Raw genomic sequence first — 26,142 nt, 5'->3', positions numbered from 1 at the left:
GGTGAAAGCATGCGTCAACGGATGATCGGGGTTATCGGCGCAGGTCAGGCCGGTTGCGCTGCCTGTGAAACCGCCCGACAGGTCGGCAGGCTGATTGCCGCGTCGGGAGCGGTTCTGATTTGCGGTGGCCTCGGCGGCATCATGGAAGCCGCCTGCCGCGGGGCCCGGGAAGCGGGCGGTCACACCCTTGGTATCCTGCCCGGCGCGGATGCCGAGCAGGCCAATCCCTGGGTGAGCCTGGCGATTCCGACCAACCTCGGGCATGCGCGCAATATGATCATTGCCCATGCCGCCGAAGCGCTTATTGCCGTTGCTGGGGAGTTCGGCACTCTGTCGGAAATGGCCATCGGCCTCAAGCTTGGAAAACCGGTGATCGCCCTGGGCAGCTGGCCGGGCCTGCCCGATGTTGTGTATGTCGATACCCCGGAAGAGGCCGTGGCTGCCGTTATGGCCGAGCTGAAATGATGTCGCTGTTTTCGAAAGGGTGGCCATGATTGCGGAAACCACGGTGGATCTGGCGCGAACTTTGGATTTCACCGATAAATTTCTCGGGTGGATGCGTGGTCGCGGTGCGGTACTGATCGTTACCCACGATCACCCGGATCCAGACTCTCTGGCCGCCGCCATGGCACTCAAACACCTGATTACCGTGAAAACCGGCCAGCCGGCCACGGTGGCTTTCGGTGGCATGATCGGCCGGGGAGAGAACCGGGTCATGGTGCGGAAACTGGAGATCGACCTGGTACCATTGAACACCCTGGATCTGGATCGTTTCCCCGTGGTCTGCATGGTCGACAGCCAGCCCGGCACGGGCAACAACTCTTATCCATTTGATCGGCGTGTCGATCTGGTCATCGATCACCACCCGCTTCGGGAATCCTGCCGGAATGTCCGGTGGGTCGATGTACGGGAAGAGTACGGTGCCACCGCCACCATGCTGTTCGAATACCTCGAAGCGCAAAAGGTTTCCTATGGGACCAAACTCGCCACCATTCTGTATTACGCCATCAAATCAGAAACCCAGGATCTCGGCCGGGACTGGATTCGTGCCGACCGCCGCGCCTATCTGCATCTCTTGCCCCTGGTGAACAACAGCATTCTGTTCGATATTCTCCATGCGGAAGTGCCTCGCGCCTATTTTGCCCACTTCAGCCATGCGATTCGTAATGCAATGATCTACAACGAGGTGCTGGTGTTCAATCTGTTTGAGATCGATACCCCGGACATGGTCGCCGAACTCGCCGATTTTCTGTTACGGGTTGACGAGGTGAAGATCGTTCTCGGCATGGGGCATTACAAAGATGGCGTGGCTCTGTCGTTTCGCACGCTGCGTAACGACCTCAATAGCGGCGAAATCATGCAAACCCTGGTTGCCGGTTTCGGTACCGGCGGCGGTCATGACATGATTGCCGGCGGCCAGATTCCGGATACCCCGGCAGACCGGGATACGTTGGTGCGCCTCGAGCAGACCCTGACGCAGCGCCTGTTGCAGACCCTTGGCTGTTACCCCGTTCCCGGCCTGCCGCTGGTGGCCGAGTAGGTCGGACCGGTGTGCCACGGGTCCGGACCACCGGATCGGGAGTAACGGATTGCACCATGGAGGAATTCCAAATGCGTTTTTTCGTCATTTTGTGGATGATTGTACTGCCTGCCTCGGGTTTTGCCGCCGTGGAGATTACCCCGGACGGGAAAACACCCATGCGCATCGAGGAGGTCTATCACCGCAACGGCACCGCCTATCTTGCGGTTGACGATGTATTGGCGACAGTGGGGCTGCGCGGGAGCTGGCAGCCGGTCGAGCATGTTTACGAGATTATCACCTTGCAGGGTAAAGCCATTATTTCGCCCGGCAGTCATTTTCTGCGTTCCGGCGGCCAGATCATGCCTCTCGACCAGCCGCCGAAATTCATCGATGGCCGTCTGCGCGTTACGGAGAGCTTTGTGCAAAAAACCCTTGCGGCATTAACAGGCCGGTCTATTGGATTCCACAATCTGAACCCCGGCGATACACGCGATCCCCAGCCCGGCTCGGATCTGGATCGCCTGTTTGCCTTCTTGCTGCGGCGCGGTTCCGGGCAAGCACCGGGTTTGGAGGCTGTTTCCAGGATTGCCATCGATCCGGGGCATGGCGGCCAGGATCCGGGAGCCATCGGTGTTGAGGGGGCCAAGGAAAAAAATGTGACCCTGGAGGTTGCCCGGAGGCTGGAAAAACAGATCAAGATGCAGCTCGGCATTCCCGTAACGCTTGCCCGCAACGCCGATTATGCCCTTGACGCCGAACAGCGGCTGCAGCATCTTTCCCGATCCCATGCCGATCTCTTGCTGGTGCTGCATGCCCAGGCATCACTGAGCTCCGCCGTACATGGTGTCGTGCTTTTTGTGCGGCCATCGGAACGGGCGGCCGGGGAGAGGGCTTCCGGCAAGGATGACAGCATGCGGCTGGCCATGACGCTGCAATCTTCCCTGCGCTCCATGGGGGTGCCGGTTGCCGGCATCGTGCAGGCGCCGCTGCTGCCGTTGGGGCGTGGAGATCTTCCGACCGTTCTGGTGGAAATGGGGTATTTGAGCCATGTCGGGGATCAGGCCCGGCTTTCCCTTGCAAAGGGACAGCAGGCCATGGCCTCTGCCCTGTTTGAAGGGCTGAATTCATTTATTGAACAAAAGCAGGAGGAAGTGCTGTGAGTGATCCCGTTTTGCGTCGTGCCGACGGCCGGACACCTTGTGAATTGCGCCCCGTTTATTTCAGCCGGGGTTTTACCCGCTATGCCGAAGGGTCGGTGCTGATGTCTTTCGGCGAAACCCGGGTGCTGTGCAATGCGACGGTCGAAGAAGGTGTGCCCGCCTTTCTTCGCGGGCAGGGGCAGGGCTGGATTACCGCCGAGTACTCCATGCTGCCGCGCGCAACCCAGGTGCGCTCGCCACGTGAAGCGGCACGGGGCAAGCTCAGTGGCCGCACCAGCGAAATTCAGCGACTCATCGGCCGTTCGCTGCGCGCCATATGTGATCTCGAAGCTCTTGGGGAGCGCACCATCCTTATCGACTGCGATGTTCTGCAGGCCGATGGCGGCACCCGTACCGCCGCTATAACGGGAGCCTATGTCGCTTTGCACGATGCCGTCTTTGGACTGATTCGCCAGGGCCAGCTGAACGCTTCGCCCCTGCGCGACAGCGTCTCCGCTGTAAGCGTCGGGCTGGTGGACAATCACCCGATGCTCGATCTGGACTACGCCGAGGACTTTCGTGCCGCCGTGGATATGAATTTTGTCGTTACCGGTTCCGGGCTGTTTGTCGAAGTGCAGGGCACCGCGGAAGAACGGCCTTTTTCCATGCAGGAACTCGATGATTTGCGCAATCTGGCGCTGACCGGGTGCCGCGAACTGCATCGCATGCAAATGCGAACCCTGGAGGCCTGAGCATGGAGCTGCTGGTCGCCACGCGTAATCAGGGAAAATTGAAGGAAATCGCGAACCTTCTCGGCGATGCAGGGATCCTTGTCAAAGGACTTGACGCTTTTGAGTCTTTGCCCGAGGTGATAGAAGATGGGGACAGCTTTTCTGCCAATGCCCGGAAAAAAGCCGAAACCGTCGCCCGGTTGACCGGATGTGTTACCCTGGCGGATGATTCAGGGCTGGTGGTCGAGGCGCTTGGCGGGCGGCCGGGCATTCACTCGGCCCGGTATGCCGGGCCTGCCGCGACGGATGCTGACAATAATCGCACATTGCTCCAGGAAATGGCGTCACTTCGCGCCGATCAGCGTCAGGCTGCTTTCGTCTGTGTGATGGCACTGTGCAGGCCTGATGGAACCTGCCGGTTTTTTGAAGGCCGTCTCGAAGGCATCATTCTGACGGAAGGCAGGGGGAGCGGCGGTTTTGGATACGATCCGCTGTTCCTGGTACCCGAATACGGCATGACTCTGGCGGAGTTGCCGATGCAGATTAAAAACCGCATCAGCCATCGCGGGCAGGCCCTCAGGCAACTTGCCGACAGTCTCCGCTGCTTTGGCGCGCCCTTGTCAGCATAGATCTATAGCCCGTGGTGTTTCGCTGCCTGCCCGCTGTGATGGTTATCCGCCGTAGCGTCCCGTGTTGCATTGCTGGCTGTATGCTGCATAATTAAGACCATGGCCGTACCTTCGGAAAGTTCGGGTTATGCTGCGAAATATCATCATAGTGTTAATTGCCATGACTGTGGCCGGATGCAGATTTCCAACGGATTCTCCCCGTGTCGTCGCCAATGTGGACCTGCATCGCTACGTCGGAACCTGGTACGAAATAGCCCGTTATCCCAATCGTTTCCAAAAGGGCTGCAGTCATGTTACCGCCACCTACAGGATGCTTGACGATGGGCATCTGGAGGTTGTAAATCGCTGCCGGCGCGACGATCGGGAACAGGCGGTGGCTGAAATTACCGGCCGCGCCAGAGCTGCCGGAGACTCGGGTGACGGCAAGCTGAAAGTTACTTTTTTCTGGCCGTTTTATGGACACTACTGGATCATCGACCTGGCTGAAGACTACAGCTGGGCCGTTGTGGGACATCCTCGCCGGAAGTATTTATGGATTCTCGCCCGTCAGCCGTACCTGGCCGGAGAGGTGCTCGAACAACTTCTTCGGCGTCTTGAGGGGCAGGGCTATGATGCCTCGCGCCTGATATTTACCGACCAGGGTACCTCGTCGGGACCGTTTGACAAACACAGGTAGTCATGCTTAATTAAACACTCTAACCCAAAGGAGGTGGAACGATGCAAAAATGGCAGATCGTGCTGGGTGGCGCCGCTTTGTCGGTTATGGTATTGAGCGGCTGTTCGGCTCAGATGAGCGCAACCGACCGGGAACTCCTCAATCAGGCCGTGCAGTCGGGGCAGATGGCTGCTGAACAGGCCCAGAAAGCCCAGGTATCCGCCGGAATGGCAAGCGATGCGGCCGCGCGTGCCGAGGACTCGGCCCAGCGCGCCGAAGCCGCTGCCGCTCAGGCCGCGCAAAGTGCCGCCGATGCCCAGGCCAGCGCTCAGAAAGCTGAGCGCGCTTTTGAAATGTGTCAGAAAAAATAACCATTGGTGGTTTTCATCACAGCCCTGCAGTATCTGCTGCAGGGCTTTTTTTGCCGGTTGGCCTGATTCGCTGGCGTTATTCCCCGCCCACCAGGGTCGGCACGCCCCGTCCCAGCGCAATTTCCCGCCGAATGGCCTCCAGATTTATCGTGCCTCGCCAGGGCATTCGGGCTACCTGTTCGAGAGCCTCCCTATACAAGGCCTCGCTGTCCGCCTCCTGCGGGCGGTGAACTTCCATGAACAGGCGGTTGTCCCGGTGTGCGAACTTGAGGGGACGGTTGATGATATACACGGCGGTGCCCGTCTCGACACGTGCAAACAGGTCCCGGATATCCGCAGGGTAAAGGCGCAGGCATCCGTGACTGATGCGCCGTCCAACTCCATAGGGTTTGTTGGTGCCGTGGATACCATAACCGTCCCTTGAAAGACCGAGCCAGTATTCTCCCAGGGGATTGTCAGCTCCGGGAGGGATGCGCGACGGCAGCTGAGGGTTTTCACGGCGCAGGGAGGCGGGCGGATTCCATGCCGGGTCAACGATTTTCCGGGTGATTTCAAATTTCCCTTCGGGGGTATCCCATCCGGATCTGCCGATGCCGACAGGATATACCCGCACGTGCGTGCCATGCGTTTCCCGCCACAGGTAGTACAGGCGCATTTCGGCCAGGTTGACGGTTATTCCGGGTTGAATACCTGGCGGCAGCAAAAAGGCATAGGGCAAAAGGACGGTTCCTCCTGTCGGAAGCAGCCAGGGGTCGGCGCCGGGGTTGGCACGGAGCAGGGCAAGAAAACCCAGGCCCGCCTTTGGGGCCAGTTCGACCAGGGTGTCTCCGGCACGCACCTTGTAAAGCTGGTTCTGGCCGATAACCGGATCGGCAGACGTGCCGGGTAGTCGGCTCTGCGTGGGATAAGGCGGATACCAGGCGTAAGCCGGGGTACAGGTCAGAATAGTCACGGTGATCAGATATAACGTCATATATTTCATGGGAAACGTTATACATCAACCCGCCAGAGAGGAAAAGGGCCGTGCTCCTCAAATCGGTCCGGATACCGGTTCCTGCCATCAACTGGAGTATGTTGTGCAATTTTATTTTTTTTAAAAAAAAGATGACCACCTCAGAAAATTGTTTTTTTTTCTGTTAGTATGGGTAGTTGATTTATTGTGAATCGCATGCCGTGTTGAGAGGGATGCCGCCTGTTTCATTTCGACCTTCAGGTTTTCTTCTTTTCCCAACTGCCACCCGGAGTCCCATTCTTCACGCATACAATACTTCCGGCCGTTGATGCTTCAGGTCAGCGCGCGATCTCCGGTTTTTTCAGACGGAGGTTTGGCGGCTGGTGGACGGCCAGGGAAGACAGTGTACTGAACAGCGGCGTTGTTGCGCGTGGCACTCTTTCCGGTGGGTCAAATGGACAGCAATTTCCATCAGAATCTTTCATTGCATAAATTTCAGGCCCTGTCCCAGGCTTTCGACGGCGTTGTCTATGAATTGCACCACCCGGGGGGCAAGCTTGACTGGTCCGATCAATGCAGCCGGCTGTTCGGTTTTTCGCGGGATGAAATGGGCAGCGACCTGCAAAGCTGGGCGGCTCGCATCCACCCGCAGGATCGTGGCGATGCCCTGCAGGCAATGTACCGCATTCTGCGTTCGGACCAACCGGTGCGGATTGAATACCGCGTATGCCATCGGCAAGGACACTACCTTTGGGTCCGGGATTACAGCTATATCTGCGGCCGGGGGGCGGACGGTTCCTGTCACATCATTGGTTTTCTGCAGAATATTGACGAAAGCCGGCAGCGTCAAAAGGACCTCGAACTGGCCCGGCGCGCCATAGACTCTTCCATCAACGGCATTGCCTTCACCGATATGGGAGGGTTGCTGACTTATGTCAATCAATCCTTTATCGACCTTGTGGGATATCAACACCCCGAGGAGCTGCTCGGCCGCCAGGTTGGAAGCCTTTGGAAAAACCCCAAAAAAGCTCGGGTAGTGTTGCGGAGTTTACAGAAATTCGGGGACTGGAGTGGCGAGGTTGCGGCGGTTCGACCCGATGGGCAGCCGGCTTATTTTGAGGTCTCGGCGCATGTTGTGGAAAATCCCGAAGGCGAGGCGCATTGCTACATGGCTTCGTTTGTCGACGTGACCGAACATAAGCAGGCTGTGCAGGAAGTGCTGGAATCCGAAGAAAAATACCGGCTTTTGTTTTCTTCTTCTTCGGATGCGATCGTGATTTTCGAGTCGGCATCCTATCGTATTCTCGATGTCAACCGGGCGGCGCTCGATCTCTATGGCTATACGCGGGAAGAGTTTTTGTCTCTCGACATGCTGGATCTCGGCGAAGAGATCGAGCAGAGCCGGTTTCGCATGCAGCAGGTCATATCCGGCGACCTTCGACATTTTCCGCAGGTCAGGCATCGCCGGAAAAATGGCGATGCTTTGGATATCGAGGTGTCCATCGGATGCTTCAACTGGAAAAAACACCGGGTGTTTGCCGCCTTTTTGCGGGATGTCAGCGATCGCAACCGTATCGAGCAGCTCAAGGACGATATGCTGTCGGCGGTCAGTCACGAAATGCGCACGCCCCTGACGGCGATTCTGGGGTTCACCGACTATCTCCTCAAGTCGGAGGAAGTTCTGGCGGGGCAAAAAGATTTCCTGCAAATCATCCATCAGCAAAGTGAACGCCTCAAGGATCTGGTGGAAAATCATCTCAACCTCCAGCGTCTCAGAGCCGGCTGCGGCGTCGGTTCCATTCACCCCGTCGAGGTTTTTCCCCTGCTGCACGGAGCTGTGAGCATGTTTTCCTCCGATCGCGGCCGGGATCGCATACATATTCAGTGCAATCAGGCTTTGCCCGCCGTCCGGGGCGATGAAAACCAGCTGTACCGCGCGCTGTACAACCTGCTGTCCAATGCCATCAAGTATTCTCTCGACAATGAAGCGATTGTTGTGGGTGCCTATGGGGAGGTCGACGGCGTTGTGCTTTATGTGAAGGACCAGGGGGTAGGAATCCCCGCCGAACACCAGGAGTCGATTTTCGATCGTTTTTTTCGTGTGCCGTCCGATTATCACACCATGAGAGGTACCGGTCTCGGGCTATCTCTGGTGCGGGAAATCGTCAAGGCCCACAACGGTCGGGTCTGGCTTGAGAGCAAACCTGGCTGCGGGAGCTGTTTCTATATGAAGTTGCCCCTGTACCGTTGACGACGAGCAGTGCCTTTCCCGGTTTATCCATATGTTTTTCCGGCATGTTACAGCAGGTGTTTGTTGCAGGCAGATCGGGGAAACGGTTGACAGTCCGGTTTTCGCGTTGTATTAAGGATCAGGCTGTTTTGCGTTTGTTGCAGGATGATCCGATCTGTCGGGAGGCAAAGATGATCAAGATCGACTTTGAAAAGATGGGCGGCCTGGTGCCGGCCATTATTCAGGACTATCAGACCAACGAGGTTCTGATGGTGGCATTTCTGGATGAGAAAGCCCTCAATCTGACCCTGGAAACCGGCAAGACATGGTTTTTCAGTCGCAGTCGCAACAAGTACTGGATGAAAGGCGAACAATCCGGAAATACCCAGGAAGTCAGGGAAGTTTTTACCGATTGCGATGCCGATGCTTTGGTCATCAAGGTCAAGCAGAACGGTGGTGCCGCCTGCCATACCGGCAACCGCAGCTGTTTTTATGTCCACTGGGAAAACGGAGCATGGGTGGAGCACTCCGAACCGCTGTTCGACCCCGATGAAGTCTACAAAAAATGAGCCGGCTACTTAAACTGGGCATCCCCAAAGGCAGCCTGGAGCAGGCTACCGTCGATCTTTTTCGCAAGGCCGGATGGGATATCCGCATTGCCTCCCGCAATTATTTTCCTGCAATCGACGACGATGAAATCAGTTGCAGCCTGATCCGCAGCCAGGAAATGAGTAAATATGTGGAGCGGGGCACCATCGACGTCGGCATCGCCGGGAGGGACTGGGTCGTGGAGAACGACTCGGATGTCGAAATCATCAGCGACCTGGTGTATTCCAAGGTTTCCCGACGCCCGGCCCGCTGGGTACTGGTGGTGACGAACGACTCGCCGGTACGGAAACTGGAGGATCTCGGGGGGAAGACCATTTCCACCGAGTTGGTCGGCTTTACCCGACGCTATTTCGCCGACAGGGGCATCGACGTTAATGTAGAGTTTTCCTGGGGGGCTACCGAGGCCAAGGTCGTCGAGGGTTTGTGCGATGCCATCGTCGAGGTAACCGAAACCGGTTCGACCATCCGGGCCAACAATCTGCGGATTGTTGAAACGCTCATGGAGTCGACGCCTGTGATACTGGCCAACAGGCAATCCTGGCAGGATCCCTGGAAGCGCTGCAAGATCGAGCAGTTGCATACCCTGCTAGAGGCCGCCTTGCGTGCTGAAAAGATGGTGGGCCTGAAAATGAATGTTCCCCACGATCGGGTGGAAGACATCATCCGTATTCTGCCGAGCCTCAATCGGCCCACGGTGGCCAATCTTTATCGTTCGGAATGGGTTTCTGTTGAAACGGTCCTGCACGAAAAAGAAGTGCGGTGCATCATTCCCGAACTCGTCAGGCTGGGTGCTCAGGGGGTTATCGAATATCCCTTGACAAAGATTATCTGAAACCTCTGCATTTTGCTTCAAGGGCACGGGGATTGTCTGTGCCGGATTTCAGTCTCACGGAGATTACCATGGAAAGAACCCTGGCTATCATCAAACCCGATGCCTTTGCCGCCGGTCACGCCGGACATATTCTTGCGCGAATTTACGAGGAGGATTTTCAGGTTGTCGGCCTGAAAAAACTGCATCTCTCCGAGCAGCAGGCTGCCGGGTTTTACCACGTGCATGCCGATAAGCCTTTTTTTGACGATCTGAAAGGATTCATGAGCAGCGGACCCTGCATTGTCATGGTGCTGGAAGCCGAGGCTGCGATTCGCAGATGGCGGGATCTGATGGGGGCTACAAACCCCACCACAGCTCCTGCCGGGACGCTGCGCAACCAGTTTGGAACTTCGCTCGGGCGCAATGCGGTGCATGGTTCCGATGCGCCGGAAACCGCCCTCTTCGAGGTTGGCTATTTCTTTTCCGGCATGGAACTGCTGTAGAGCTGTTTGGCCCGATGCGGGCCTCGCAGGATAGGATAGTTCAGGATAGGGCCTTGTGCCCGGGGAGCCCTTCGGATACAATCTGGAGGGTTTTTTATTGAGAATCTGCTGGCTTGCGTAGCCGTTTGGAATACAGCATGAACAACGCTTCCCTGATTGATCTGAAGAATCTCACCCTTGAGGAACTGACAGAATTTCTTGCCGGCATGGGCAAGGAGCGTTTCCGTGCCCGCCAAATCATGCGCTGGATGTATGGCCGTCTGGCTCAGGATTTCGAGGCCATGAGCGATCTGTCCAAAGAGTTGCGGTCCCAGTTGAGCCAGCGTGCGCGTATATCGCATCTGGTGCCCGAAACCGTTGAAGAAAGCCAGGACGGCACCCGAAAATATCTGTTTCGCCTGGAAGATGGCGAAACCGTCGAAACGGTGCGTATTCCCATGGAGGATCATCGCTGCACACTGTGCATTTCGACGCAGGTGGGATGTGCCATGGGCTGCGTATTTTGTCACACCGGCAGCTTCGGGCTGGTGCGCCATCTCGCGCCGGCGGAAATCGTCAATCAGGTGTGTGCCGCCATGGCCGAAGCTCCTGTCAACAACATCGTGCTCATGGGAATGGGTGAACCACTGCATAACCTCGACAATGTCGTCAAAGCCCTACAGATCCTCTATACCCCCGAAGGGTTTGATTTCAGTCCCAGAAAAGTCACCTTGTCGACAGCCGGCCTGGTGCCCGAAATGCTGGAGCTGGGACGCCGTATTCGCGTCAATCTGGCGGTGTCGCTCAATGCTACCACCGACGAGGTGCGCAACCGTCTGATGCCGATAAACCGCCGCTATCCTCTCGCTGAACTGATGAAGGCCTGTCGGGAATATCCTCTGCAGCCCAGGCAACGCATCACCTTTGAATATATTCTCATCCGGGACACCAACGATTCGGAGCAGGATGCCCGCCGACTGGTAAAGCTTTTGCATGGTATAAAGGCCAAGGTCAACCTCATTCCTTATAACGAGCATCCTGCGTCTCCCTTCAAGGCGCCCGCGGAGGAGTCTGTTTCCCGGTTCCAGGGGTATCTGCTGGACCGCGGTATGGTGGCGGTGCGCCGGGCCAGCAAGGGGCAGGATATCGCCGCAGCCTGCGGCCAGCTCAAGGGAAAACTGACGGCGGCACAATCGCGGCAATCCAGCGTTGATTCGTCATCGCCGGAGCATTCCTCAAAGAGAGGTAACAGATGAAGCAGACCATCATAGGGGTTATCGGCGGCAGTGGTCTTTACGATATGGAAGGGCTCAGCGACCTTCGCGAAGTTGCGGTTTCCACGCCTTTTGGTAAACCATCCGATGTATTTGTAGTCGGTGAACTGCAAGACGTGCAGCTGGTTTTTCTGCCGCGTCACGGCCGTGGCCATCGCCTGATGCCCTCGGAAGTGCCCTATCGCGCCAACATCCATGGCATGAAGCAGCTCGGAGTCGAGCGCATCATTTCCGTGTCGGCAGTCGGCAGCATGCAAGAGCACATAGCGCCGGGGCATATCGTCGTTCCTGACCAGTTTTTCGACCGCACCCAGGGCCGGCGCGTTTCCTCTTTTTTCGGAGAAGGCATTGTCGGGCATGTGCAATTTGCCGATCCGGTATGCCGCGACCTTTCCCGAACCCTGGCGGAAGCGGGCCGCAAAGCCGGTGCCACGGTACATGAGGGGGGCACCTACCTCTGTATCGAGGGCCCCAATTTTTCCACCCGCGCCGAATCGAAGATTTATCGCAGCTGGGGTGTGGATATTATCGGCATGACCAACATTCCTGAAGCGCGACTGGCGCGCGAAGCCGAGATCTGTTACGGTACCATCGCCCTGGCAACCGATTACGACTGTTGGCACGAAGGGCACGACGATGTTTCCGTTGATGCGGTGGTGGCCATGGTAAGGCAGAATGTCGCCATGGCACGTCTTATCATTCGCCACGCGGCGGAAATTCTGGCCACCAGTCACGATAGGGCCTGCGCCTGCAAAGAAGCGTTGCGTTACGCCATCATGAACGATCCCGCAGTGATCCCGCCGGCGACGCGCGCCAGGCTCGAACTGCTGCTTGGCAAATATCTCCAATAATCCGTTGATCTGCTCAATGGGGGGCTTCAAGGTGCGTATATCTGGAAAAATCAAGTTTCTGAAATGGTGCCTGCTGATACTGCCGTTGCTGGCAAGCGGCTGCGCGCCTGCCGGCGGCAAGGGTTTGAGTATGTCCGACAATGCGCAGGTACAGTACACTCTCGGCGTGGCCGAGCTGAAAAACAACAACCCGACCTCGGCGTTGGCCAGTTTTCTGGAAGCGGAAAAACTGGACAGGCGAAATCCCGATATCCAGGAAGGACTGGCCCAGGCCTATCACCGGAAAAAAGCTTATGCCGAAGCGGAAAAACATTACCTGAACGCCATTCGGATGCGACCGGATGAACCACGGTTTCATAACAATATCGGCACCTTGTATCTGGATATGCAACGACCGGACGAGGCTCTGACGTACCTGGAAAAGGCAGTGAACAATCTGTTGTTCCCCAGCCCGGAGATCCCCCTGACGGGGATCGGCATCGCGCGCTTTCTTAAAAGCGATTATCTGGGAGCGGTGTCGGCCTACCGGGAAGCCCTGGGCAAGAATCCGCAGTATGTTGAAGCCTACCTGCGTCTTGGAGAGGTACTGAGCGTGTTGGGACAGGTGGACCGGGCGTTGGTTGAGTATCGCAAGGCGCTGGTTTTGTCTCCGCAATACGGCCGCCTGCACTTTCTTATGGGACTGGCTTTTATGAAAAACGGCGATATGCAAAAGGCCCGGCAATCTTTTACCAGAGTGACGGAACTGATTCCCGAGTCTGAACTGGGGCTGCGCGCCGGTGATTATCTCGATATGCTGCAGTGAGGTGAAAGACCATGGATGAAACCACTCAGAAAACTGTTTCCGCTGAAATGCCCGCCTTTCCGGACTTTGGCACGCAGTTGCGCATGGCGCGCGAGGCCCGCGGCCTGACCTTGCATGCGATGGCGGAGCAGAGCCGCATCCGCCAGACTTATCTGCAAGCATTTGAAAACGGCGACTTGGAGAAATTGCCCCCAGCTCCCTATGCGGTTGGCTTTTTGAGACAGTATGCGGTGTTGCTGCAGCTCGACCCTGCGCCGCTGGTCGCTGCCTACCGGCAGGTTCGTCCGGCTTCACAGGCGGATGACGGTCCATCCGAGCCGGATGCTTTGCTCTCGGACCGACGTTTCAGATACCGCGGCACAGGCCGGTTCTGGTGGTATCTTGCGATCGGCGCGCTGCTTTCGGTGGTTATCGGATTGCTGATTATCGGCATCGCCGGCAAGTTTGCTCCAAAAGTCGAGAAATCCGACGGCGCAGAAGCTTCCATTGAAGAAACTGCCGATGAGGCAAGCGGCCAGACCAGCACAAATGTTTCCGTACCGGCCGCGCCGGTTGTTGCCGGCCCCGTGCCGGCCCAACCCCTGATCAGCCCATCCCGCGCAGAGCTGGCCCTGGATTCGCGGATGATCACTTTTCCCCTGGCCGATGGCGGCAGCATTTTCCGCCTGGCCGCGAAGGGCGCCGGATGGTTGGAGATCGAAGCCGATCAACGGCCCCTGCAAAGCTACGATATGCAGGATGGCACTCTTGTCGAGTGGACGATCCGCGAGTCTGCCATCATTCGGCTCGACATTGCCGGTGGCATGCAGGCCTGGGTCGATGGTCGTGAAGTATCTCTGCCAGGCGCATGTACAGTGGTTTTCGCGCGATTGTCGGCTACGGCCGATGCCCCTTCACCGACGGCTGGTTCCGCGGACGTTGAAGGCATGAGCGATGCACCATGAGGAAAACCTTGCTTCCGCGGTTGCGGCGGTGCATTCCGGTTTCGGGGACGAACCGCTTGACCTGGCCATCATTTTGGGGTCGGGCCTTGGCGCGGCAGCGGAGCATGTGGCCGTAACAGGCCTGTGGGATTACCGGGACTTCGATTGTTTTCCCCGCGGTGCCGTAGCCGGACATGCCGGGCGGCTGGTTGCCGGGACCCTGCATGGACGCAGAGTGCTGCTATTTCAGGGGCGTTTCCACCTTTACCAGGGTTTTTCAGCCTGGCAGTCGGCCATGCCTGTAAGGCTTGCTCATGCTCTGGGCTGCCGGCGCCTGCTCTTGACCAATGCCGTTGGCGGCATCCATTCTGACCTGCAGCCCGGCCGCTTCATGTTTGTCCAGGACCATATCAACCTGTCGGGAGACAATCCTCTTCGAGGGATGCCGGGCGATATCTTTATCGATCTCTGCCACCTCTACCGCGGTGATCTTTATCCGGATCTGCACCAGCAGGCCCTGGCGCGGGGCATGACTCTTTACCAGGGGGTGCTGGCAGCCGTAGCCGGGCCGAGTTACGAGACCCCGGCCGAAGTGCGCGCTCTGGGACGACTGGGTGCCGATGCCGTTTCCATGTCGCTGGTGGCGGAGGCCATCATGGCCGGTTATTTCGGCATGGAACTCGTCGGATTGAGTTTCGTAACCAACCGGGCGGCGGGGCTGGCAACCAGAACCCTTCGACATGACGATGTTCTTGCTGTTGGTCAAACGGGCGTCCGACAGCTTGCGGTTTTGCTTGAACTGCTGTGCCGGTTGTGGTGGCGATGATCTTTGCGCCGCGATTTGACTGCTGCTTTTGCCGTTTGTCTCCACATACCCGCAAGTGCCAGCAACCTATTGAAAAAACTGAATAATCCACGATTTGTAAAGATTCAGCAAGCACTTGACAGCCCCTGCGGCGGTGATATGCTTTAGGCAAAAATAAGGAAGGGGGGTGGCACTGGTGCAGAGTCATGAGAAGGTTCTGGTCGTGGATGATGAGGAAAATGCCCGGATCGCCTTGCGCGCCATTCTGCAGGAAGAAGGATACGAGGTTGACAGTGTCGCCAATGGCTATGAAGCTCTGGAATTTCTTCGTCAGCATAAGGTCAATGTGGTCATCAGCGATTTGAGGATGCCCGAAATGAATGGTCTGTCCTTCCTTCGTGAACTGAATCGCCACTACCCCAGCACGCGGGTGATCATGGTGACAGCCTACGGCGGTGTCGAATCGTATCTCGAGGCGATTCAGCTGGGCGCATTTGAATACATTCATAAGCCGGTCAAGGTCGATGAGCTGAAAAACATCATGCACAAGATGCTGGCGGAGAACCGATCGGCCAGAGCGAACTGACTATTTCTGGGGGATAATGAAGGATTTCAAAACGATTCTCTTTGCCACGGATTTTTCTGAAAACTCCGAGTACGCTTTTGGATATGCGCTGGCCATGGCGCGTAAGTACCAGGCTCTGCTCGCCATCGTGCACGTTATCAACGAACCGGTGGATCTCAAGGGATTTTACGTTCCCCACATCTCTTTTGAGTCCCTGGAAGAGGAAATCGAAGAAGGCGCGCGAAAGATGATGGAAAAGTTTTGCGTCATGCACCTGGAAGATTTTGAAAATTACCAGACCTTCATTCTGCCGGGGATCCCGTTTGACGAGATCATCAAAAAGGCCCGGGAGTTGTCCGCCGATCTCATTATCATGGGCACGCAGGGGCGCTCCGGCCTGGATCATGTGCTGTTCGGCAGCACGGCGGAAAAGGTGGTGCGCAAATCCCCGGTTCCGGTCATGACCGTCCGGGTGCCGAACTGATTCCTTCCCGGTTTCAAATGTCTGCGAGGCGACAGGTGGTCGCCTCTTTTTTTTGCCATGCGCAGGGTTGCTGGCCAGTCGGTATTTCCCCCTTGCATTCGCGAATTGGTGAAGGTTATCCTTGAAGGCGTTGTATAAGGGCCGCCCGATGGCGTTACGGCGTTTTTTCAGCCTTCAGTGGAGACAGGTATGCCCAACCGGATTCTGGTGGTGGACGACGAGGCAATAATCCTGCAGTTGGCGAGGATGGTGCTGACCAGTCGCGGCTTTGAGGTGCTCACGGCCCAGAGCGGTCAGGAGTGCCTGAAGATTGTCTCGCGGCAGTCGCCTGCCCTGGTGCTGCTTGACTACATGATGCCTGTTATGGACGGCATGACGACCCTGCGATATCTGCGGCAGCATCATCCCGACACCTACGTCATCATGCTGACCGGCAAAGGCAGCGAGCAGATCGCCGTGGAGGTTATGAAGGCCGGCGCTGCTGATTATATTCTCAAGCCCTTCAAAAACCAGGATCTTGTAGAAAGGATTGAAAATGTCCTTCGTATCCGGCGCATCGAGATACACAATCGGGAGTTGCGTCAGGAACGGGAACGGCTGTTAAACGAAATCGAAAGCTGGAACCTGGAGCTGGAGCGTCGCGTCGCGGAAAAAACCCGAGAACTTGAACTGGCGCATGCGGAAATCCTGCAGGCTGAGAAACTCGCAGCCCTTGGCCATGTTTCGGCCGGCATGGCCCATGAAATCCGCAACCCTCTCAATGCTATCGGCCTGTTCGCCCAGATTCTGAAACCGGTACTGGCCCATGATGCCGAAAAATCCGGCTACATCGATAAATTGCTGTACGAGGTTGATCGTATCGACGCGATCCTGTCCAAGCTTCTGGATGCCAGCAAGGGCCCGAAAGTCACACTCAAGCCTGTCTGCCTGGTCGAAACCATCGATCGTATCCTGGATGGTTTTGACGAGCAGCTGAAATCCTGCCATGTAAAAGTTGAACGACAATATGAACAGGTGCCGCCTCCGATCATGGCGGATATCGGTGAAATCGAGCAGATTTTCAATAATCTTTTCGCCAACTCTCTGTACGAGATGCAGCACGGCGGGTGTCTGGGGGTGACGGTGCGGTACGACAGCAACAAGGTTTCCATAGCGGTTTCCGACACCGGCAGCGGGATTCCGAAAGAAAATCTGACCAAGATCTTTGATCCGTTCTTCACAACCAAGGCCAAGGGCACCGGTTTCGGTTTGTCGGTGGTATTGCGCATCGTCAAGACTTATCAAGGCCATATCAGTGTCCGCAGCACCGAAGGGGAAGGGACGGTTTTCAATCTCGAGTTCCCTCTTGCTGTGTCATGCTGCTGAACAAGGTTACTGCTCCTCAATCCTACTGGACTATCTGAGCATCATGTCCCTGTTGTTACGAGAAATCGCACTGACCCTTGACGAGGGCGAGGGGTTGCTGCCGTTGCGCATCGGCGAGGAACTCGGCGTCGCTCCCGACGCGCTTAAAAACCTCAGGATTGTCCGCCGCGGTATCGACGCGCGGCGGAAAAACCGTATTCTGCGCGTGTTCAATGTTCAGTTCGAGGTAGCCGACGAAGCTGCGCTGCTACAGCGTCATCGCGGTCTTTCCCGCCTGCAAAAAGCTGAAGCGCCGACTTTGCCGCTGATTGTGCCGTTGCTCCGGCCATGGCGGGTGCTGGTCGTAGGCATGGGTCCGGCAGGCCTGTTTGCCGCCTGGAGGCTGGCCCGCAGCGGCGCACGGGTTACGCTGGTGGAGCGTGGCGGTCCTGTCGAGAGTCGGGTCAGGGACGTGCGGCGATTTCGCAGCGAGGGTCACTTTGACCCCGACAGTAACATCGTTTTTGGCGAAGGCGGCGCAGGTACCTTTTCCGACGGCAAGCTGACCACGAGGGTCAGGCACCCCTGGCACAGGGCGGTTCTGGAAACACTGGTGGCATGCGGGGCGCCGCAAGACATTCTCATCGAATCCAAGCCGCATGTCGGAACGGATCGGCTGCGCCTGGTGCTGATCCGGTTTCGTCAGATGCTGACCGAACTGGGGGTCGATATCCGTTACAGGACCCGGCTCAGTTCCCTGGTGGTCCATGAAGGAGGCATCACGGGGGGGATTCTCGACGGAAGGGAGGAAATGCCTTGCGACAGCCTGCTGCTGGCCTGCGGCCATAGCGCGCGGGATACCTATCACATGCTCCGGTCGGCAGGGGTGGCCATGGAGGCCAAGCCTTTCGCGGTGGGTGTGCGGGTGGAGCACCCGACGGAGCTGATCAACCGCATCCAGTTTGGCCATGCACGCTATCCGAGGCTCCCGGCGGCAGAGTATGCCCTGACATGGAACGACCCCCAGACCGGACGAGGAATCTATTCCTTCTGTATGTGCCCGGGTGGCGAGGTCGTGGTGGCTTCCTCCGAGCCGGACGGCATGGTTGTCAATGGCATGAGTTACCTGCGGCGCGACGGCGAAATGTCCAACAGCGCCCTGGTGGTTGCGGTGCGCCCCGATGATTTCGATGACCACGACGCTTTGGCCGGCGTGCGTTTTCAGCGCCGCTGGGAACGGCAGGCCTTCGCCCTGGGCGGCGGGACCTTCCGTGCCCCGGCTCAGAACCTGCTGGCATTTCTCGGCAGTGGCAGCGGCCCTTTGCACTCGACTTGTCGTCCGGGCGTATGCGAAGCGGAGCTCGCCGAGGCGCTGCCCGACTTTGTGACGATCGGGCTACGTCGGGCCCTGCCCCATTTCGATCGGCGCATGCGAGGGTTCATTACCGGCGATGCGACACTGGTAGGCATCGAAACGCGAACCTCGGCGCCTTTGAGAATTTTGCGCGGGAGTGACGGACAGTCCGTTTCCCATCCCGGCCTTTTCCCTGCGGGCGAAGGGGCCGGCTATGCCGGGGGCATCATGAGTGCAGCCCTTGACGGCATCCATATCGGAGAACAAATCATCCGTTCTGTACCAACCGGGAGATGCAGGTGAAAAAAGTTTATGCGGGTCAGATCAGGGACCGGGATATTGTTCAGGAATCCTTCCTGGTACGAGAAAAAATTACCGCCATGGCGCGCAACGGCAAGCCCTACCTCACCATCAAGCTGATGGACCGCACCGGGGAAATCGAAGGGCGTGTCTGGGACCGCGTCGAGGAACTATCAGGAGCTTTTGACAAGGATGACTTTGTGCAGGTGCAGGGTAAAGCCAGTCTGTACCTCGGGAAAATGCAGCTGGTCGTGCAGGATCTGAAAAAGCTCGAGGATTCACAGGTCGATCTGGGCGATTACATGCCGGTGGCCACGCGGAGCAAGGCCGACATGCTGTCGGAACTCGGTGCCTGGATCGAGAGTCTCACCACCCCCTGCCTGAAAACCCTGATGGAGCGGTTCCTTGCCGACGAGTCGTTCATGCATGGTTACGCCAGTGCCCCGGCGGCCAAGGCCATTCATCATGTCTATCTGGGCGGATTGCTGGATCACTCCCTGGCAGTGGCCCGCCTGGTGGATGACATCTGTCGCCACTATCCATCCGTCAACAGGGATCTTCTGCTGACCGGCGCTCTGCTGCACGATATCGGCAAGGTGGCCGAGCTCTGTTATGAGAGGAGCTTCGGCTATACCGATGCAGGCAAGCTTCTGGGGCACATTGCCATCGGGTTTCAGATGCTCGACAGCAAGCTGGCGCAGGTCGAGGATTTCCCGCCGGAAACGGCGCTGCTACTGAAACATCTGCTGCTGTCCCACCATGGGCAATACGAATACGGTTCCCCGAAACGACCCAAGACACTGGAAGCCACCATCCTCAACTATCTTGACGATCTCGATTCCAAGATTAACGGTATCCAGGCACATATCGATAAAGAACCGGACAGCGACGAGTCCTGGACCGGCTACCATCGCATCTATGATCGCTATTTCTACAAGACCGGTTCCGTCGCACCCCTGTTGTTAGATGAGGGTGGCTGCCCCGCCACCGCAGCACCGGAGTGCGGCGTCCCCGCCACGGACACGGCAACGGCCGAAACGAGGCGGCAGCCGGCCGAGCGCCGCCGGAGAGGATTCAATTGCGCCATCGGGGACCAGTTGCGCGGGAAAAACCTGGATCTTTTCAATCTGAACGAGAGGGATGACCATTGAGCGCGTTCTGGCAAGCATCTGTTGTTACGGGACCACTTGGCGTCAACTGTTACCTGTTGGGGTGTCCGCGGACCCGCCAGGCCATTGTCATCGATCCGGGCGGAGACGGTGACCGGATCCTGGCCATGCTCGAAGCGCAGCAAATGGTGTTGAAGACCGTTATCAATACCCATGGTCACTTCGATCACATCGGCGGCAATCGCACTCTTGTCGAGGCAACCAATGCCGAACTGCTGCTGCATTCGGCGGACCTGCCGCTGCTGAGGTCTGCGTCGGAACATGCTGCGGCATTCGGGCTGTCCCGGATCGACCCTTCCCCCGAGCCGAGCCGGTTCCTGCAGGATGGCGAGGTGCTGGAAGTCGGTTGCATGGCCCTGCAGGTCATCCATGTGCCGGGACATTCGCCCGGCAGTGTCTGTCTCAGCTGCGGCGATGCCCTGTTTGCCGGCGATGTGCTGTTCGCCGGCTCTATCGGCAGGACCGACCTGCCAGGCGGCGACCATCTGACATTGCTCAAGGGTTTGCAGGATCGGCTGCTGACGCTGCCCGACCACACCCTGGTCTATCCCGGCCACGGTCCGCAGACGACCATCGGCCACGAGCGGCGCGGCAATCCGTTCCTGAATTATTTTGATTGAGGGAGGCAGGCGATGATGACCGGCAAACAGATCGTCGTCGGGGTTACGGGAGGCATAGCGGCTTATCGGGCCGCGGAACTGGTCCGGCTGTATGTCAAGGCCGGCGCGCAGGTGCATGTCATCATGACCCGCGCCGCTGCCGAATTCATCACGCCGCTGACCTTCCAGACATTGTCGGGCAATCCCGTGCACACCGATTTGTTCAGCCTGATCAGCGAGCGGGAAATTGGCCACATCACACTGGCGGACCGTGCCGACGTGCTGGTAGTGGCGCCCGCAACCGCCAACCTGATTGGAAAAGTGGCCGCCGGTCTGGCCGATGACCTGCTCACAACCACGATCATGGCGACCAAAGCGCCGGTGTTGTTCGTGCCGGCCATGAATAGCAATATGTGGGAAAATCCCGTCTATCAGGGCAACCAGGCGCGGCTGAGGAACCTTGGGTACGGTTTTGTCGATCCGGTCAGCGGGCTTCTGGCCTGCGGTTGGCAAGGGCAGGGCAAGATGGCCGAGCCCGACGTGGTATGGGAGGAAACACTACGGTTGCTGACTCCGCAGGATCTGGCATCGGAAACCATTCTGGTCACCGCCGGTCCGACCCGCGAGGAACTCGATCCGGTGCGCTACCTGAGCAATTATTCGTCCGGCAAAATGGGATACGCCATCGCCCGTGCCGCCAGTCGACGCGGGGCGCGGGTTATCCTGGTGTCGGGACCGACCTGTCTGGCGCCGCCGGCAGGGATCGACGTGCGCAGGGTGTCCAGCGCTCTGCAGATGCAACAGGCGGTCATGGAGTGCCTCCCGGTGGTGACGGTGGTGATCAAGGCAGCGGCGGTTGCGGATTACAGGCCGGAACAACGGGATAAGCAGAAAATCAAAAAGGGGCCTGCAGACAGGATGCAGCTGAACCTGCTCAAGAATCCGGACATCCTGTCGGAATTGGGCCGGGTGAAGGGCGACCGGCTGCTCATCGGCTTTGCCGCGGAGACGGAGAATCTGGAAGAACATGCGTTGCGAAAATTGAAGAACAAGAATCTGGACATGATCCTTGCCAATGATGTAAGTCACCCCGAGGCCGGTTTTGAGGTAGACACCAATCTGGTTCGGATTTTTTATCGCAACGGCACCGCCGAGCAGTGCCTCTTGATGAGCAAAGCCGAACTGGCCGATGTGGTGCTGGACAGGCTGCTGCGCCTGCGATATCCCTCGGCGGCGGGCAACGGGGCAGGTCAGTAGCCCGACAGCAGTTCGAGAAGTTTTTCCGGATGAGTGATTCCGCGGCGCAGCCGCAGTTTGATCTCGCCAAGCAACTGCTCTGCCTGATTGTCGGGCAACTTCCCCTCCAGCCAGAGCAGCCGCAGATTTTTGCGGATGGCCCTGGCGGCGTTAAGGGCCCTTTCTCCAGCGGGATCGGCTTTCCAGTAAGGGCTGTCCTGCATGTGCCGCAACACGCTCATTACGGCTTCATGGGCCAGGCCGAGGTATTCATCCTGATTGTCTTCCTGTAGCGTCCACTTGGAGTGCTCGGAAAGGGAACGTAGCATTTTCTGCCATTGCTGCAGGCGGCTCAACAATAGCAGAGAGTTGAACAGACGCTTGTTGGTGCCAAAGGAGAACAGCGTCGGTGCCAGAGTTTTGCGCAGCATGGTGTCGTCGGCACTCAGATCTTTCTGTGCCAAAGAGCGCGCCAGGGCCCAGCAGGCGGGATTTACCCGGCCTTCGAAGCGCATCTCCCAGTAAGTGTGTTTGTGCATGACGGTATTGAAGGTTCGCACCAGCTTGTAGGGAATCAGATAGGCGTGGGCAATGGTGTCGGCAGCCAGATGGGCGATGTAGCCGTAGGCACAGGCGCGCTGGGCATCGTTCTCGGCGGCTTCGAGGATGCGGCAGCCTACCCGCCAGGAATGGCAGTGCTGCAGGTAATGGGTGAAACGTTTGCCGAGAGTGATGTCGGCGCTGATGCAGCCGTAGAGAAAATCGAAAGGATGCGCGGCGATCAGGTGCCGCAGCGTTTCCGGCAGAAGGTGCAGTTCGCCAAGCACCTGCGAGCCCAGTTGCAGATGGACACCGAGACCCCAGGCCGATGCATCGGCCGGGATAGCGAGAATCGCGAAAAATGTGGTGATGAACAATATGAACGCCATGGATACCTGCGTTGATTTCTGCTGCAAGCATAATCCCGCAGCCAGGGAAATGTAAAGAGATATGCCGGATAAGCTTTACCGTGATGTTTGTGAGACGGTCGGCCAGGTGCGCGGGCTGTTGGAAAACCTCCAATTACTCGGGGTGCGGCATTTGCCGCCTGCCGTGCCGACAGAGGATCTGCCGGTTTGCGTGACCTCCCAGGACTCTGGGGATGGTGCCGGACCGTGCCGACCGGAAAGTCTGGAGGAGATCCGCGCGGATCTGGGAGATTGCCAACGCTGCATGCTCTGCGAAAAACGCGAACACATCGTGTTCGGTTGCGGTAGTGCCGCGGCTCGCCTGGTGCTGGTCGGCGAGGCTCCGGGCCGCGAAGAGGACAAGCAGGGGATGCCCTTTGTCGGCGAGGCCGGGCGCCTGCTGGATCGGATGCTTTTTGCCATGGGGCTGGGCCGGGAGGATGTTTATATCTGCAACGTGCTGAAGTGTCGGCCACCAGGCAACAGGGATCCGCAGTCAGAGGAAATTGCTGCTTGCGAACCCTTTTTGATACGACAGTTGGCGGCCATCCGCCCTCGTGTCATTGTGGGTATGGGGCGTTTTGCGGTCCAGACGCTGCTGCGGGAAAAGCAGGCTGTCAGTCGTCTGCGAGGCCAGTGGCGTGAATACGAAGGCATTCCGCTGATGCCTACATACCACCCGGCTTATCTTTTGAGGAATCCCGCTTCGAAGCGGGAAGTGTGGGAAGATCTTAAACAGGTCATGGGCCGGTTGCGTGGCAGTGATGCCTGAGAAAGCTGTCAAACCTTGCTGAGGCTGGAAAATATCACCAGGGTTCGTCTGCGCCAGGACGGATCGTCCGTGCACATTCTGCGGGATGTCTGCCTGGAGATTGCGGCCGGGGACGCCGTGGTGCTGATAGGCCCCTCCGGTAGCGGCAAGACCACGCTGTTGCGTCTTGTCAATCGGCTGGAAGATCCGACTGCGGGCCGGATTCTGCTTGACGGTATGGATATCGCCTCGATGAATCCTGTGCAGCTGCGCCAGCGGGTCGCTCTGGTGCCGCAGAAAACCACCATGTTCCAGGGGAGTGTGCTGGATAACCTGCGGGCACCGTTTCTGCTACGCAAACAGCAACCGCCGCCGCTGCGTGATCCGCTGTGGCGGGAGGTGCTGGATCTTGCGCAGTTGTCCGGCGAGTTTCTGGACCGGCCGGCCGGTTCCTTGTCTCTGGGGCAGCAGCAGCGGGTAGGATTGGCGCGGGCGCTTGTCGGTCGCCCGGCCATGCTGCTTTTGGACGAACCGACCAGCGCCCTGGACCGACCGGCCTGTGACGGGCTCGCCCGATCGCTTCGCAGCCTGTGTCGCACGCGGGGCGTGACGTTGCTGCTGGCAAGTCATGATTTATGGTTTGTGCCGCGCGTCGCCGATCAGGCCGTGTTCCTCAATGACGGAAAAATCGAGGAGCAGGGGCCGGCTGGGGATCTGTTCAATAATCCTCGCAGCGCGGCCTTGCGCCGTTTTCTGGTACATTCCGACGCCGGGGGAGACCTGCCATGAATCAGGCCGTGATAATCGACCCGAATGCGGCGAATATGGCTTTCGCATATGGCCTGATCCTGCTGGTTGTGGGGCTGGCGCGTCTTAGCGGTGCTGGGCGGGAACGGGCGTTGTTGTGGGCCTCGCTCCGCATGGTGGCGCAACTGGTCGCGGTCGGTTTTCTGCTGCGACTGGTTTTTGCCGTACGCAGCCCCTTACTCACCCTGATGATTCTGCTGAGCATGGTCGCCTTCGCCCTGCAGATCATCGGTGGTCGGATAAAATCGCGGCTGCGCGGTCTGCACCGCATGATCGGCATCGCGCTGCTGTTTGGCTGTGGTTCGGTGACGGCCTATTTCTGTCTGCTGGTCGTAGGTCCTTCCCCCTGGTACGACCCCCGCTACCTGGTGCCGCTGGCCAGTATGATCCTGGGAAATTCCATGAATGGTGCGACCCTGGCGCTGGAGAGGTATCTGTCGGAACTGCGTGACCGGCGCGACGAGATCGAAGTCGCCCTGTGTCTCGGCGCCAGCGCCGCAACAGCAGCCGCTCCGGCCTTGCGGCAGGCGTTTCGCGCAGCGCTCATTCCGGTCACCAATTCGATGGCCGCCGCCGGTCTGGTAACGCTTCCCGGCATGATGACCGGCCAGATCCTCTCCGGTACCGATCCCTTGATTGCGGTCAGATACCAGATTGCCATTATGTGTGCCATTGTCGCCGGCGTCGCCGCCTGCAGTCTTTTACTGCTTTTCCAGTGCCGTCGTGCCTGCTTTACGGATTTTCACCAGTTTCGGGACAATGTGTTTCCCGATGCCTGATGCCGATGACTGCCGGATCTATCCAGAGGTGCCGGGCGTTTTGAGGATTTTCCGGTTTTCCGGAACTGGCTTCCCGCGGTTTTTAACGTAAACTTTCAGTATGAATTTTCGGCAAGCAGGGCAATGCTGCTTGCAAATGTAATCCAAACACCATGGAAGGCTGGCGTTATGAAAATTCCCCTGGGTGAAAGGTTGGTAGAAGAGGGTGTAATATCTCAACAGCAACTCAGCGCGGCGTTACAGCGTCAGAGGCTGCGGGGAGGGCGGCTGGGGCAGAATCTTTGTGCCCAGGGATCGCTCGATGAGAAGAAGCTTCAGAATTTTTTTCGAAAGCCTCCGGAATGCCCGCAGACCATCGAAGATACCGGCCTCGACCTGTTTTTCATTGCCGATCTGGCATTGAAGCATGCCCTGTTCCTTGGAGACTTTACCCTCGCCGACCTGAGCGATCGGGTCAAGCTTCCGGGGCATATTCTCGATCTGGCAGTGGAAGAGCTCCGAAGAGAGCATTTTGTCAAAGTGAAGGGGGCCTCCCTCTATTCCAAAAGCACCTATCAGTATTGTATTACCGAACCAGGCATCCGTCGGGCCTCGGCGCTGCTCGATGTTTCCCGTTATGTAGGACCCGCCCCGGTTGCTCTTGACGATTACCGCGACATGGTGGACCTCCAGACGGTGCGTAGTCTCCTGATAAGCCAGGAAAGGGTGCATCAGGTCTTCTCCCATCTGGTTGTCAGCGATCGGTTGTTGCGGCGTCTGGGGCCGGCACTGAGTTCGGGAAAGGAAATTTTTCTTTACGGACCGCCGGGCAACGGCAAGACCTCCATCGCCGAGGCTGTTGCCGAACTGCTGCCGGGCGGCATTTATATGCCCTATGCATTGTATGTGCGGGGGAAATCATCAATGTCTACGACCCGGTCAACCATCACGCTCTGGAAGTTGAAAACGGAGCCTGTGCCTATGACGAGCGCTGGCTGTTTGTACGGCGGCCGGTGGTCATTGCCGGAGGCGAGCTGAC

General features: G+C 57.9%; 29 protein-coding genes. 27 read left to right on the top strand and 2 right to left on the bottom strand.

What is annotated here, in order from left to right; translation table 11 throughout:
- Positions 1-9: 9 nt before the first annotated feature.
- From A6070_RS08990 to A6070_RS08960, 7 genes are all read left to right on the top strand, one after another.
- Positions 10-465 carry a TIGR00725 family protein gene (locus A6070_RS08990; RefSeq protein ID WP_072285445.1) on the top strand — a complete coding sequence of 152 codons (456 nt, stop codon included), beginning with the start codon at positions 10-12 and terminating at the stop codon, positions 463-465.
- Between the two features lie 25 nt (positions 466-490).
- The gene (locus A6070_RS08985; RefSeq protein ID WP_072285444.1) at positions 491-1,540 is read left to right on the top strand and encodes a DHH family phosphoesterase; all 1,050 of its coding nucleotides are present in this window, start codon (positions 491-493) and stop codon (positions 1,538-1,540) included.
- Between the two features lie 71 nt (positions 1,541-1,611).
- Positions 1,612-2,682: an N-acetylmuramoyl-L-alanine amidase gene (locus A6070_RS08980; protein WP_158513956.1), complete on the top strand. Its 1,071-nt coding sequence runs from the start codon at positions 1,612-1,614 to the stop codon at positions 2,680-2,682.
- Entirely contained in the window at positions 2,679-3,413 is a 735-nt protein-coding gene (rph, locus tag A6070_RS08975; RefSeq protein ID WP_145926320.1) for a ribonuclease PH, read from the top strand. The genes A6070_RS08980 and rph overlap by 4 nt, the downstream gene beginning before the upstream one ends.
- A gap of 2 nt (positions 3,414-3,415) precedes the next feature.
- Positions 3,416-4,021, top strand: a complete 606-nt coding sequence (locus A6070_RS08970) for an XTP/dITP diphosphatase (RefSeq protein ID WP_072285442.1) — start codon at positions 3,416-3,418, stop codon at positions 4,019-4,021.
- 127 nt (positions 4,022-4,148) lie between these two features.
- Positions 4,149-4,697, top strand: coding sequence for a lipocalin family protein (locus A6070_RS08965; RefSeq protein ID WP_083558401.1), 549 nt, complete (start codon positions 4,149-4,151; stop codon positions 4,695-4,697).
- Positions 4,698-4,738: 41 nt separating this feature from the next.
- On the top strand, positions 4,739-5,047 hold the full coding sequence (locus A6070_RS08960; RefSeq protein WP_072285441.1) for a hypothetical protein: 309 nt from the start codon (positions 4,739-4,741) through the stop codon (positions 5,045-5,047).
- Between the two features lie 76 nt (positions 5,048-5,123).
- On the opposite strand, the gene A6070_RS08955 is transcribed toward A6070_RS08960, so the two are convergent.
- A complete protein-coding gene (locus A6070_RS08955; RefSeq protein WP_235605437.1) occupies positions 5,124-6,020 on the bottom strand; it encodes a L,D-transpeptidase family protein in 897 nt (298 codons plus the stop codon).
- Between the two features lie 433 nt (positions 6,021-6,453).
- Here A6070_RS08955 and A6070_RS08950 point away from each other — a divergent pair, with 433 nt between their 5' ends.
- From A6070_RS08950 to coaBC, 16 genes are all read left to right on the top strand, one after another.
- Positions 6,454-8,250, top strand: coding sequence for a sensor histidine kinase (locus A6070_RS08950; RefSeq protein ID WP_072285439.1), 1,797 nt, complete (start codon positions 6,454-6,456; stop codon positions 8,248-8,250).
- A 170-nt stretch (positions 8,251-8,420) separates the two neighbouring features.
- A complete protein-coding gene (gene hisI / locus A6070_RS08945; RefSeq protein WP_072287942.1) occupies positions 8,421-8,798 on the top strand; it encodes a phosphoribosyl-AMP cyclohydrolase in 378 nt (125 codons plus the stop codon).
- On the top strand, positions 8,795-9,670 hold the full coding sequence (gene hisG, locus A6070_RS08940) for an ATP phosphoribosyltransferase (RefSeq protein WP_072285438.1): 876 nt from the start codon (positions 8,795-8,797) through the stop codon (positions 9,668-9,670). Before hisI ends, hisG begins: the two co-directional genes overlap by 4 nt.
- A gap of 68 nt (positions 9,671-9,738) precedes the next feature.
- On the top strand, positions 9,739-10,152 hold the full coding sequence (ndk, locus tag A6070_RS08935) for a nucleoside-diphosphate kinase (protein ID WP_072285437.1): 414 nt from the start codon (positions 9,739-9,741) through the stop codon (positions 10,150-10,152).
- 137 nt (positions 10,153-10,289) lie between these two features.
- Positions 10,290-11,387 (top strand): dual-specificity RNA methyltransferase RlmN, encoded by a 1,098-nt coding sequence (gene rlmN, locus A6070_RS08930; RefSeq protein ID WP_083558400.1) that lies wholly within the window; start codon positions 10,290-10,292, stop codon positions 11,385-11,387.
- Positions 11,384-12,256: an S-methyl-5'-thioadenosine phosphorylase gene (gene mtnP / locus A6070_RS08925; RefSeq protein WP_072285436.1), complete on the top strand. Its 873-nt coding sequence runs from the start codon at positions 11,384-11,386 to the stop codon at positions 12,254-12,256. The genes rlmN and mtnP overlap by 4 nt, the downstream gene beginning before the upstream one ends.
- 31 nt (positions 12,257-12,287) lie before the next feature.
- Positions 12,288-13,061, top strand: coding sequence for a tetratricopeptide repeat protein (locus A6070_RS08920; RefSeq protein ID WP_072285435.1), 774 nt, complete (start codon positions 12,288-12,290; stop codon positions 13,059-13,061).
- 11 nt (positions 13,062-13,072) lie between these two features.
- The gene (locus A6070_RS08915; protein WP_072285434.1) at positions 13,073-14,005 is read left to right on the top strand and encodes a helix-turn-helix domain-containing protein; all 933 of its coding nucleotides are present in this window, start codon (positions 13,073-13,075) and stop codon (positions 14,003-14,005) included.
- Positions 13,995-14,810 (top strand): purine-nucleoside phosphorylase, encoded by an 816-nt coding sequence (locus A6070_RS08910; protein ID WP_072285433.1) that lies wholly within the window; start codon positions 13,995-13,997, stop codon positions 14,808-14,810. Before A6070_RS08915 ends, A6070_RS08910 begins: the two co-directional genes overlap by 11 nt.
- A gap of 172 nt (positions 14,811-14,982) precedes the next feature.
- Positions 14,983-15,375 (top strand): response regulator, encoded by a 393-nt coding sequence (locus A6070_RS08905; protein WP_072287940.1) that lies wholly within the window; start codon positions 14,983-14,985, stop codon positions 15,373-15,375.
- A 16-nt stretch (positions 15,376-15,391) separates the two neighbouring features.
- A complete protein-coding gene (locus A6070_RS08900; RefSeq protein ID WP_072285432.1) occupies positions 15,392-15,838 on the top strand; it encodes a universal stress protein in 447 nt (148 codons plus the stop codon).
- 189 nt (positions 15,839-16,027) lie between these two features.
- A complete protein-coding gene (locus tag A6070_RS08895; protein ID WP_072285431.1) occupies positions 16,028-17,203 on the top strand; it encodes a response regulator in 1,176 nt (391 codons plus the stop codon).
- 43 nt (positions 17,204-17,246) lie between these two features.
- Entirely contained in the window at positions 17,247-18,839 is a 1,593-nt protein-coding gene (locus A6070_RS08890) for an NAD(P)/FAD-dependent oxidoreductase (protein ID WP_072285430.1), read from the top strand.
- Positions 18,836-19,987, top strand: coding sequence for a 3'-5' exoribonuclease YhaM family protein (locus tag A6070_RS08885; RefSeq protein WP_072287939.1), 1,152 nt, complete (start codon positions 18,836-18,838; stop codon positions 19,985-19,987). The genes A6070_RS08890 and A6070_RS08885 overlap by 4 nt, the downstream gene beginning before the upstream one ends.
- Positions 19,984-20,625, top strand: a complete 642-nt coding sequence (locus tag A6070_RS08880) for an MBL fold metallo-hydrolase (RefSeq protein WP_072285429.1) — start codon at positions 19,984-19,986, stop codon at positions 20,623-20,625. The genes A6070_RS08885 and A6070_RS08880 overlap by 4 nt, the downstream gene beginning before the upstream one ends.
- 12 nt (positions 20,626-20,637) lie before the next feature.
- Positions 20,638-21,861, top strand: a complete 1,224-nt coding sequence (coaBC, locus tag A6070_RS08875) for a bifunctional phosphopantothenoylcysteine decarboxylase/phosphopantothenate--cysteine ligase CoaBC (protein WP_072285428.1) — start codon at positions 20,638-20,640, stop codon at positions 21,859-21,861.
- On the opposite strand, the gene A6070_RS08870 is transcribed toward coaBC, so the two are convergent.
- The gene (locus A6070_RS08870; RefSeq protein WP_072287938.1) at positions 21,855-22,769 is read right to left on the bottom strand and encodes a zinc dependent phospholipase C family protein; all 915 of its coding nucleotides are present in this window, start codon (positions 22,767-22,769) and stop codon (positions 21,855-21,857) included. The two genes, coaBC and A6070_RS08870, sit on opposite strands and share 7 nt — an antisense overlap.
- Positions 22,770-22,830: 61 nt before the next feature.
- On the opposite strand from A6070_RS08870, the gene A6070_RS08865 reads away from it, so the two are divergent.
- From A6070_RS08865 to A6070_RS16105, 4 genes are all read left to right on the top strand, one after another.
- The gene (locus A6070_RS08865; protein ID WP_072285427.1) at positions 22,831-23,559 is read left to right on the top strand and encodes a uracil-DNA glycosylase; all 729 of its coding nucleotides are present in this window, start codon (positions 22,831-22,833) and stop codon (positions 23,557-23,559) included.
- Positions 23,560-23,574: 15 nt separating this feature from the next.
- On the top strand, positions 23,575-24,327 hold the full coding sequence (locus A6070_RS08860) for an ABC transporter ATP-binding protein (RefSeq protein ID WP_083558398.1): 753 nt from the start codon (positions 23,575-23,577) through the stop codon (positions 24,325-24,327).
- On the top strand, positions 24,324-25,124 hold the full coding sequence (locus A6070_RS08855) for an ABC transporter permease (protein WP_072285426.1): 801 nt from the start codon (positions 24,324-24,326) through the stop codon (positions 25,122-25,124). Before A6070_RS08860 ends, A6070_RS08855 begins: the two co-directional genes overlap by 4 nt.
- Before the next feature lie 168 nt (positions 25,125-25,292).
- Positions 25,293-26,141 carry an AAA family ATPase gene (locus A6070_RS16105; RefSeq protein WP_236718880.1) on the top strand — a complete coding sequence of 283 codons (849 nt, stop codon included), beginning with the start codon at positions 25,293-25,295 and terminating at the stop codon, positions 26,139-26,141.
- The last annotated feature ends 1 nt before the right edge of the window (position 26,142 follow it).

Source organism: Syntrophotalea acetylenica (genome assembly GCF_001888165.1).
In the GTDB taxonomy this organism is placed as follows: Bacteria; Desulfobacterota; Desulfuromonadia; order Desulfuromonadales; family Syntrophotaleaceae; genus Syntrophotalea; species Syntrophotalea acetylenica.
The sequence above is the reverse complement of the archived record's forward strand: the minus strand, read 5'-3'. Positions and strand labels throughout refer to the sequence as shown.

Bases quoted from the DNA above. Each gene is read 5' to 3' on its own strand.
- coaBC (WP_072285428.1), top strand. From the start codon at position 20,638: ATGATGACCGGCAAACAGATCGTCGTCGGGGTTACGGGAGGCATAGCG.
- ndk (WP_072285437.1), top strand. From the start codon at position 9,739: ATGGAAAGAACCCTGGCTATCATCAAACCCGATGCCTTTGCCGCCGGT.
- A6070_RS08855 (WP_072285426.1), top strand. From the start codon at position 24,324: ATGAATCAGGCCGTGATAATCGACCCGAATGCGGCGAATATGGCTTTC.
- hisG (WP_072285438.1), top strand. From the start codon at position 8,795: ATGAGCCGGCTACTTAAACTGGGCATCCCCAAAGGCAGCCTGGAGCAG.
- A6070_RS08900 (WP_072285432.1), top strand. From the start codon at position 15,392: ATGAAGGATTTCAAAACGATTCTCTTTGCCACGGATTTTTCTGAAAAC.
- A6070_RS08915 (WP_072285434.1), top strand. From the start codon at position 13,073: ATGGATGAAACCACTCAGAAAACTGTTTCCGCTGAAATGCCCGCCTTT.
- A6070_RS08910 (WP_072285433.1), top strand. From the start codon at position 13,995: ATGCACCATGAGGAAAACCTTGCTTCCGCGGTTGCGGCGGTGCATTCC.
- hisI (WP_072287942.1), top strand. From the start codon at position 8,421: ATGATCAAGATCGACTTTGAAAAGATGGGCGGCCTGGTGCCGGCCATT.
- A6070_RS08965 (WP_083558401.1), top strand. From the start codon at position 4,149: ATGCTGCGAAATATCATCATAGTGTTAATTGCCATGACTGTGGCCGGA.
- mtnP (WP_072285436.1), top strand. From the start codon at position 11,384: ATGAAGCAGACCATCATAGGGGTTATCGGCGGCAGTGGTCTTTACGAT.
- rlmN (WP_083558400.1), top strand. From the start codon at position 10,290: ATGAACAACGCTTCCCTGATTGATCTGAAGAATCTCACCCTTGAGGAA.
- A6070_RS08985 (WP_072285444.1), top strand. From the start codon at position 491: ATGATTGCGGAAACCACGGTGGATCTGGCGCGAACTTTGGATTTCACC.
- A6070_RS08970 (WP_072285442.1), top strand. From the start codon at position 3,416: ATGGAGCTGCTGGTCGCCACGCGTAATCAGGGAAAATTGAAGGAAATC.
- A6070_RS08950 (WP_072285439.1), top strand. From the start codon at position 6,454: ATGGACAGCAATTTCCATCAGAATCTTTCATTGCATAAATTTCAGGCC.
- A6070_RS08870 (WP_072287938.1), bottom strand. From the start codon at position 22,769: ATGGCGTTCATATTGTTCATCACCACATTTTTCGCGATTCTCGCTATC.
- A6070_RS08895 (WP_072285431.1), top strand. From the start codon at position 16,028: ATGCCCAACCGGATTCTGGTGGTGGACGACGAGGCAATAATCCTGCAG.
- A6070_RS08890 (WP_072285430.1), top strand. From the start codon at position 17,247: ATGTCCCTGTTGTTACGAGAAATCGCACTGACCCTTGACGAGGGCGAG.
- A6070_RS08865 (WP_072285427.1), top strand. From the start codon at position 22,831: ATGCCGGATAAGCTTTACCGTGATGTTTGTGAGACGGTCGGCCAGGTG.
- A6070_RS16105 (WP_236718880.1), top strand. From the start codon at position 25,293: ATGAAAATTCCCCTGGGTGAAAGGTTGGTAGAAGAGGGTGTAATATCT.
- A6070_RS08990 (WP_072285445.1), top strand. From the start codon at position 10: ATGCGTCAACGGATGATCGGGGTTATCGGCGCAGGTCAGGCCGGTTGC.
- A6070_RS08980 (WP_158513956.1), top strand. From the start codon at position 1,612: ATGCGTTTTTTCGTCATTTTGTGGATGATTGTACTGCCTGCCTCGGGT.
- A6070_RS08960 (WP_072285441.1), top strand. From the start codon at position 4,739: ATGCAAAAATGGCAGATCGTGCTGGGTGGCGCCGCTTTGTCGGTTATG.
- A6070_RS08955 (WP_235605437.1), bottom strand. From the start codon at position 6,020: ATGACGTTATATCTGATCACCGTGACTATTCTGACCTGTACCCCGGCT.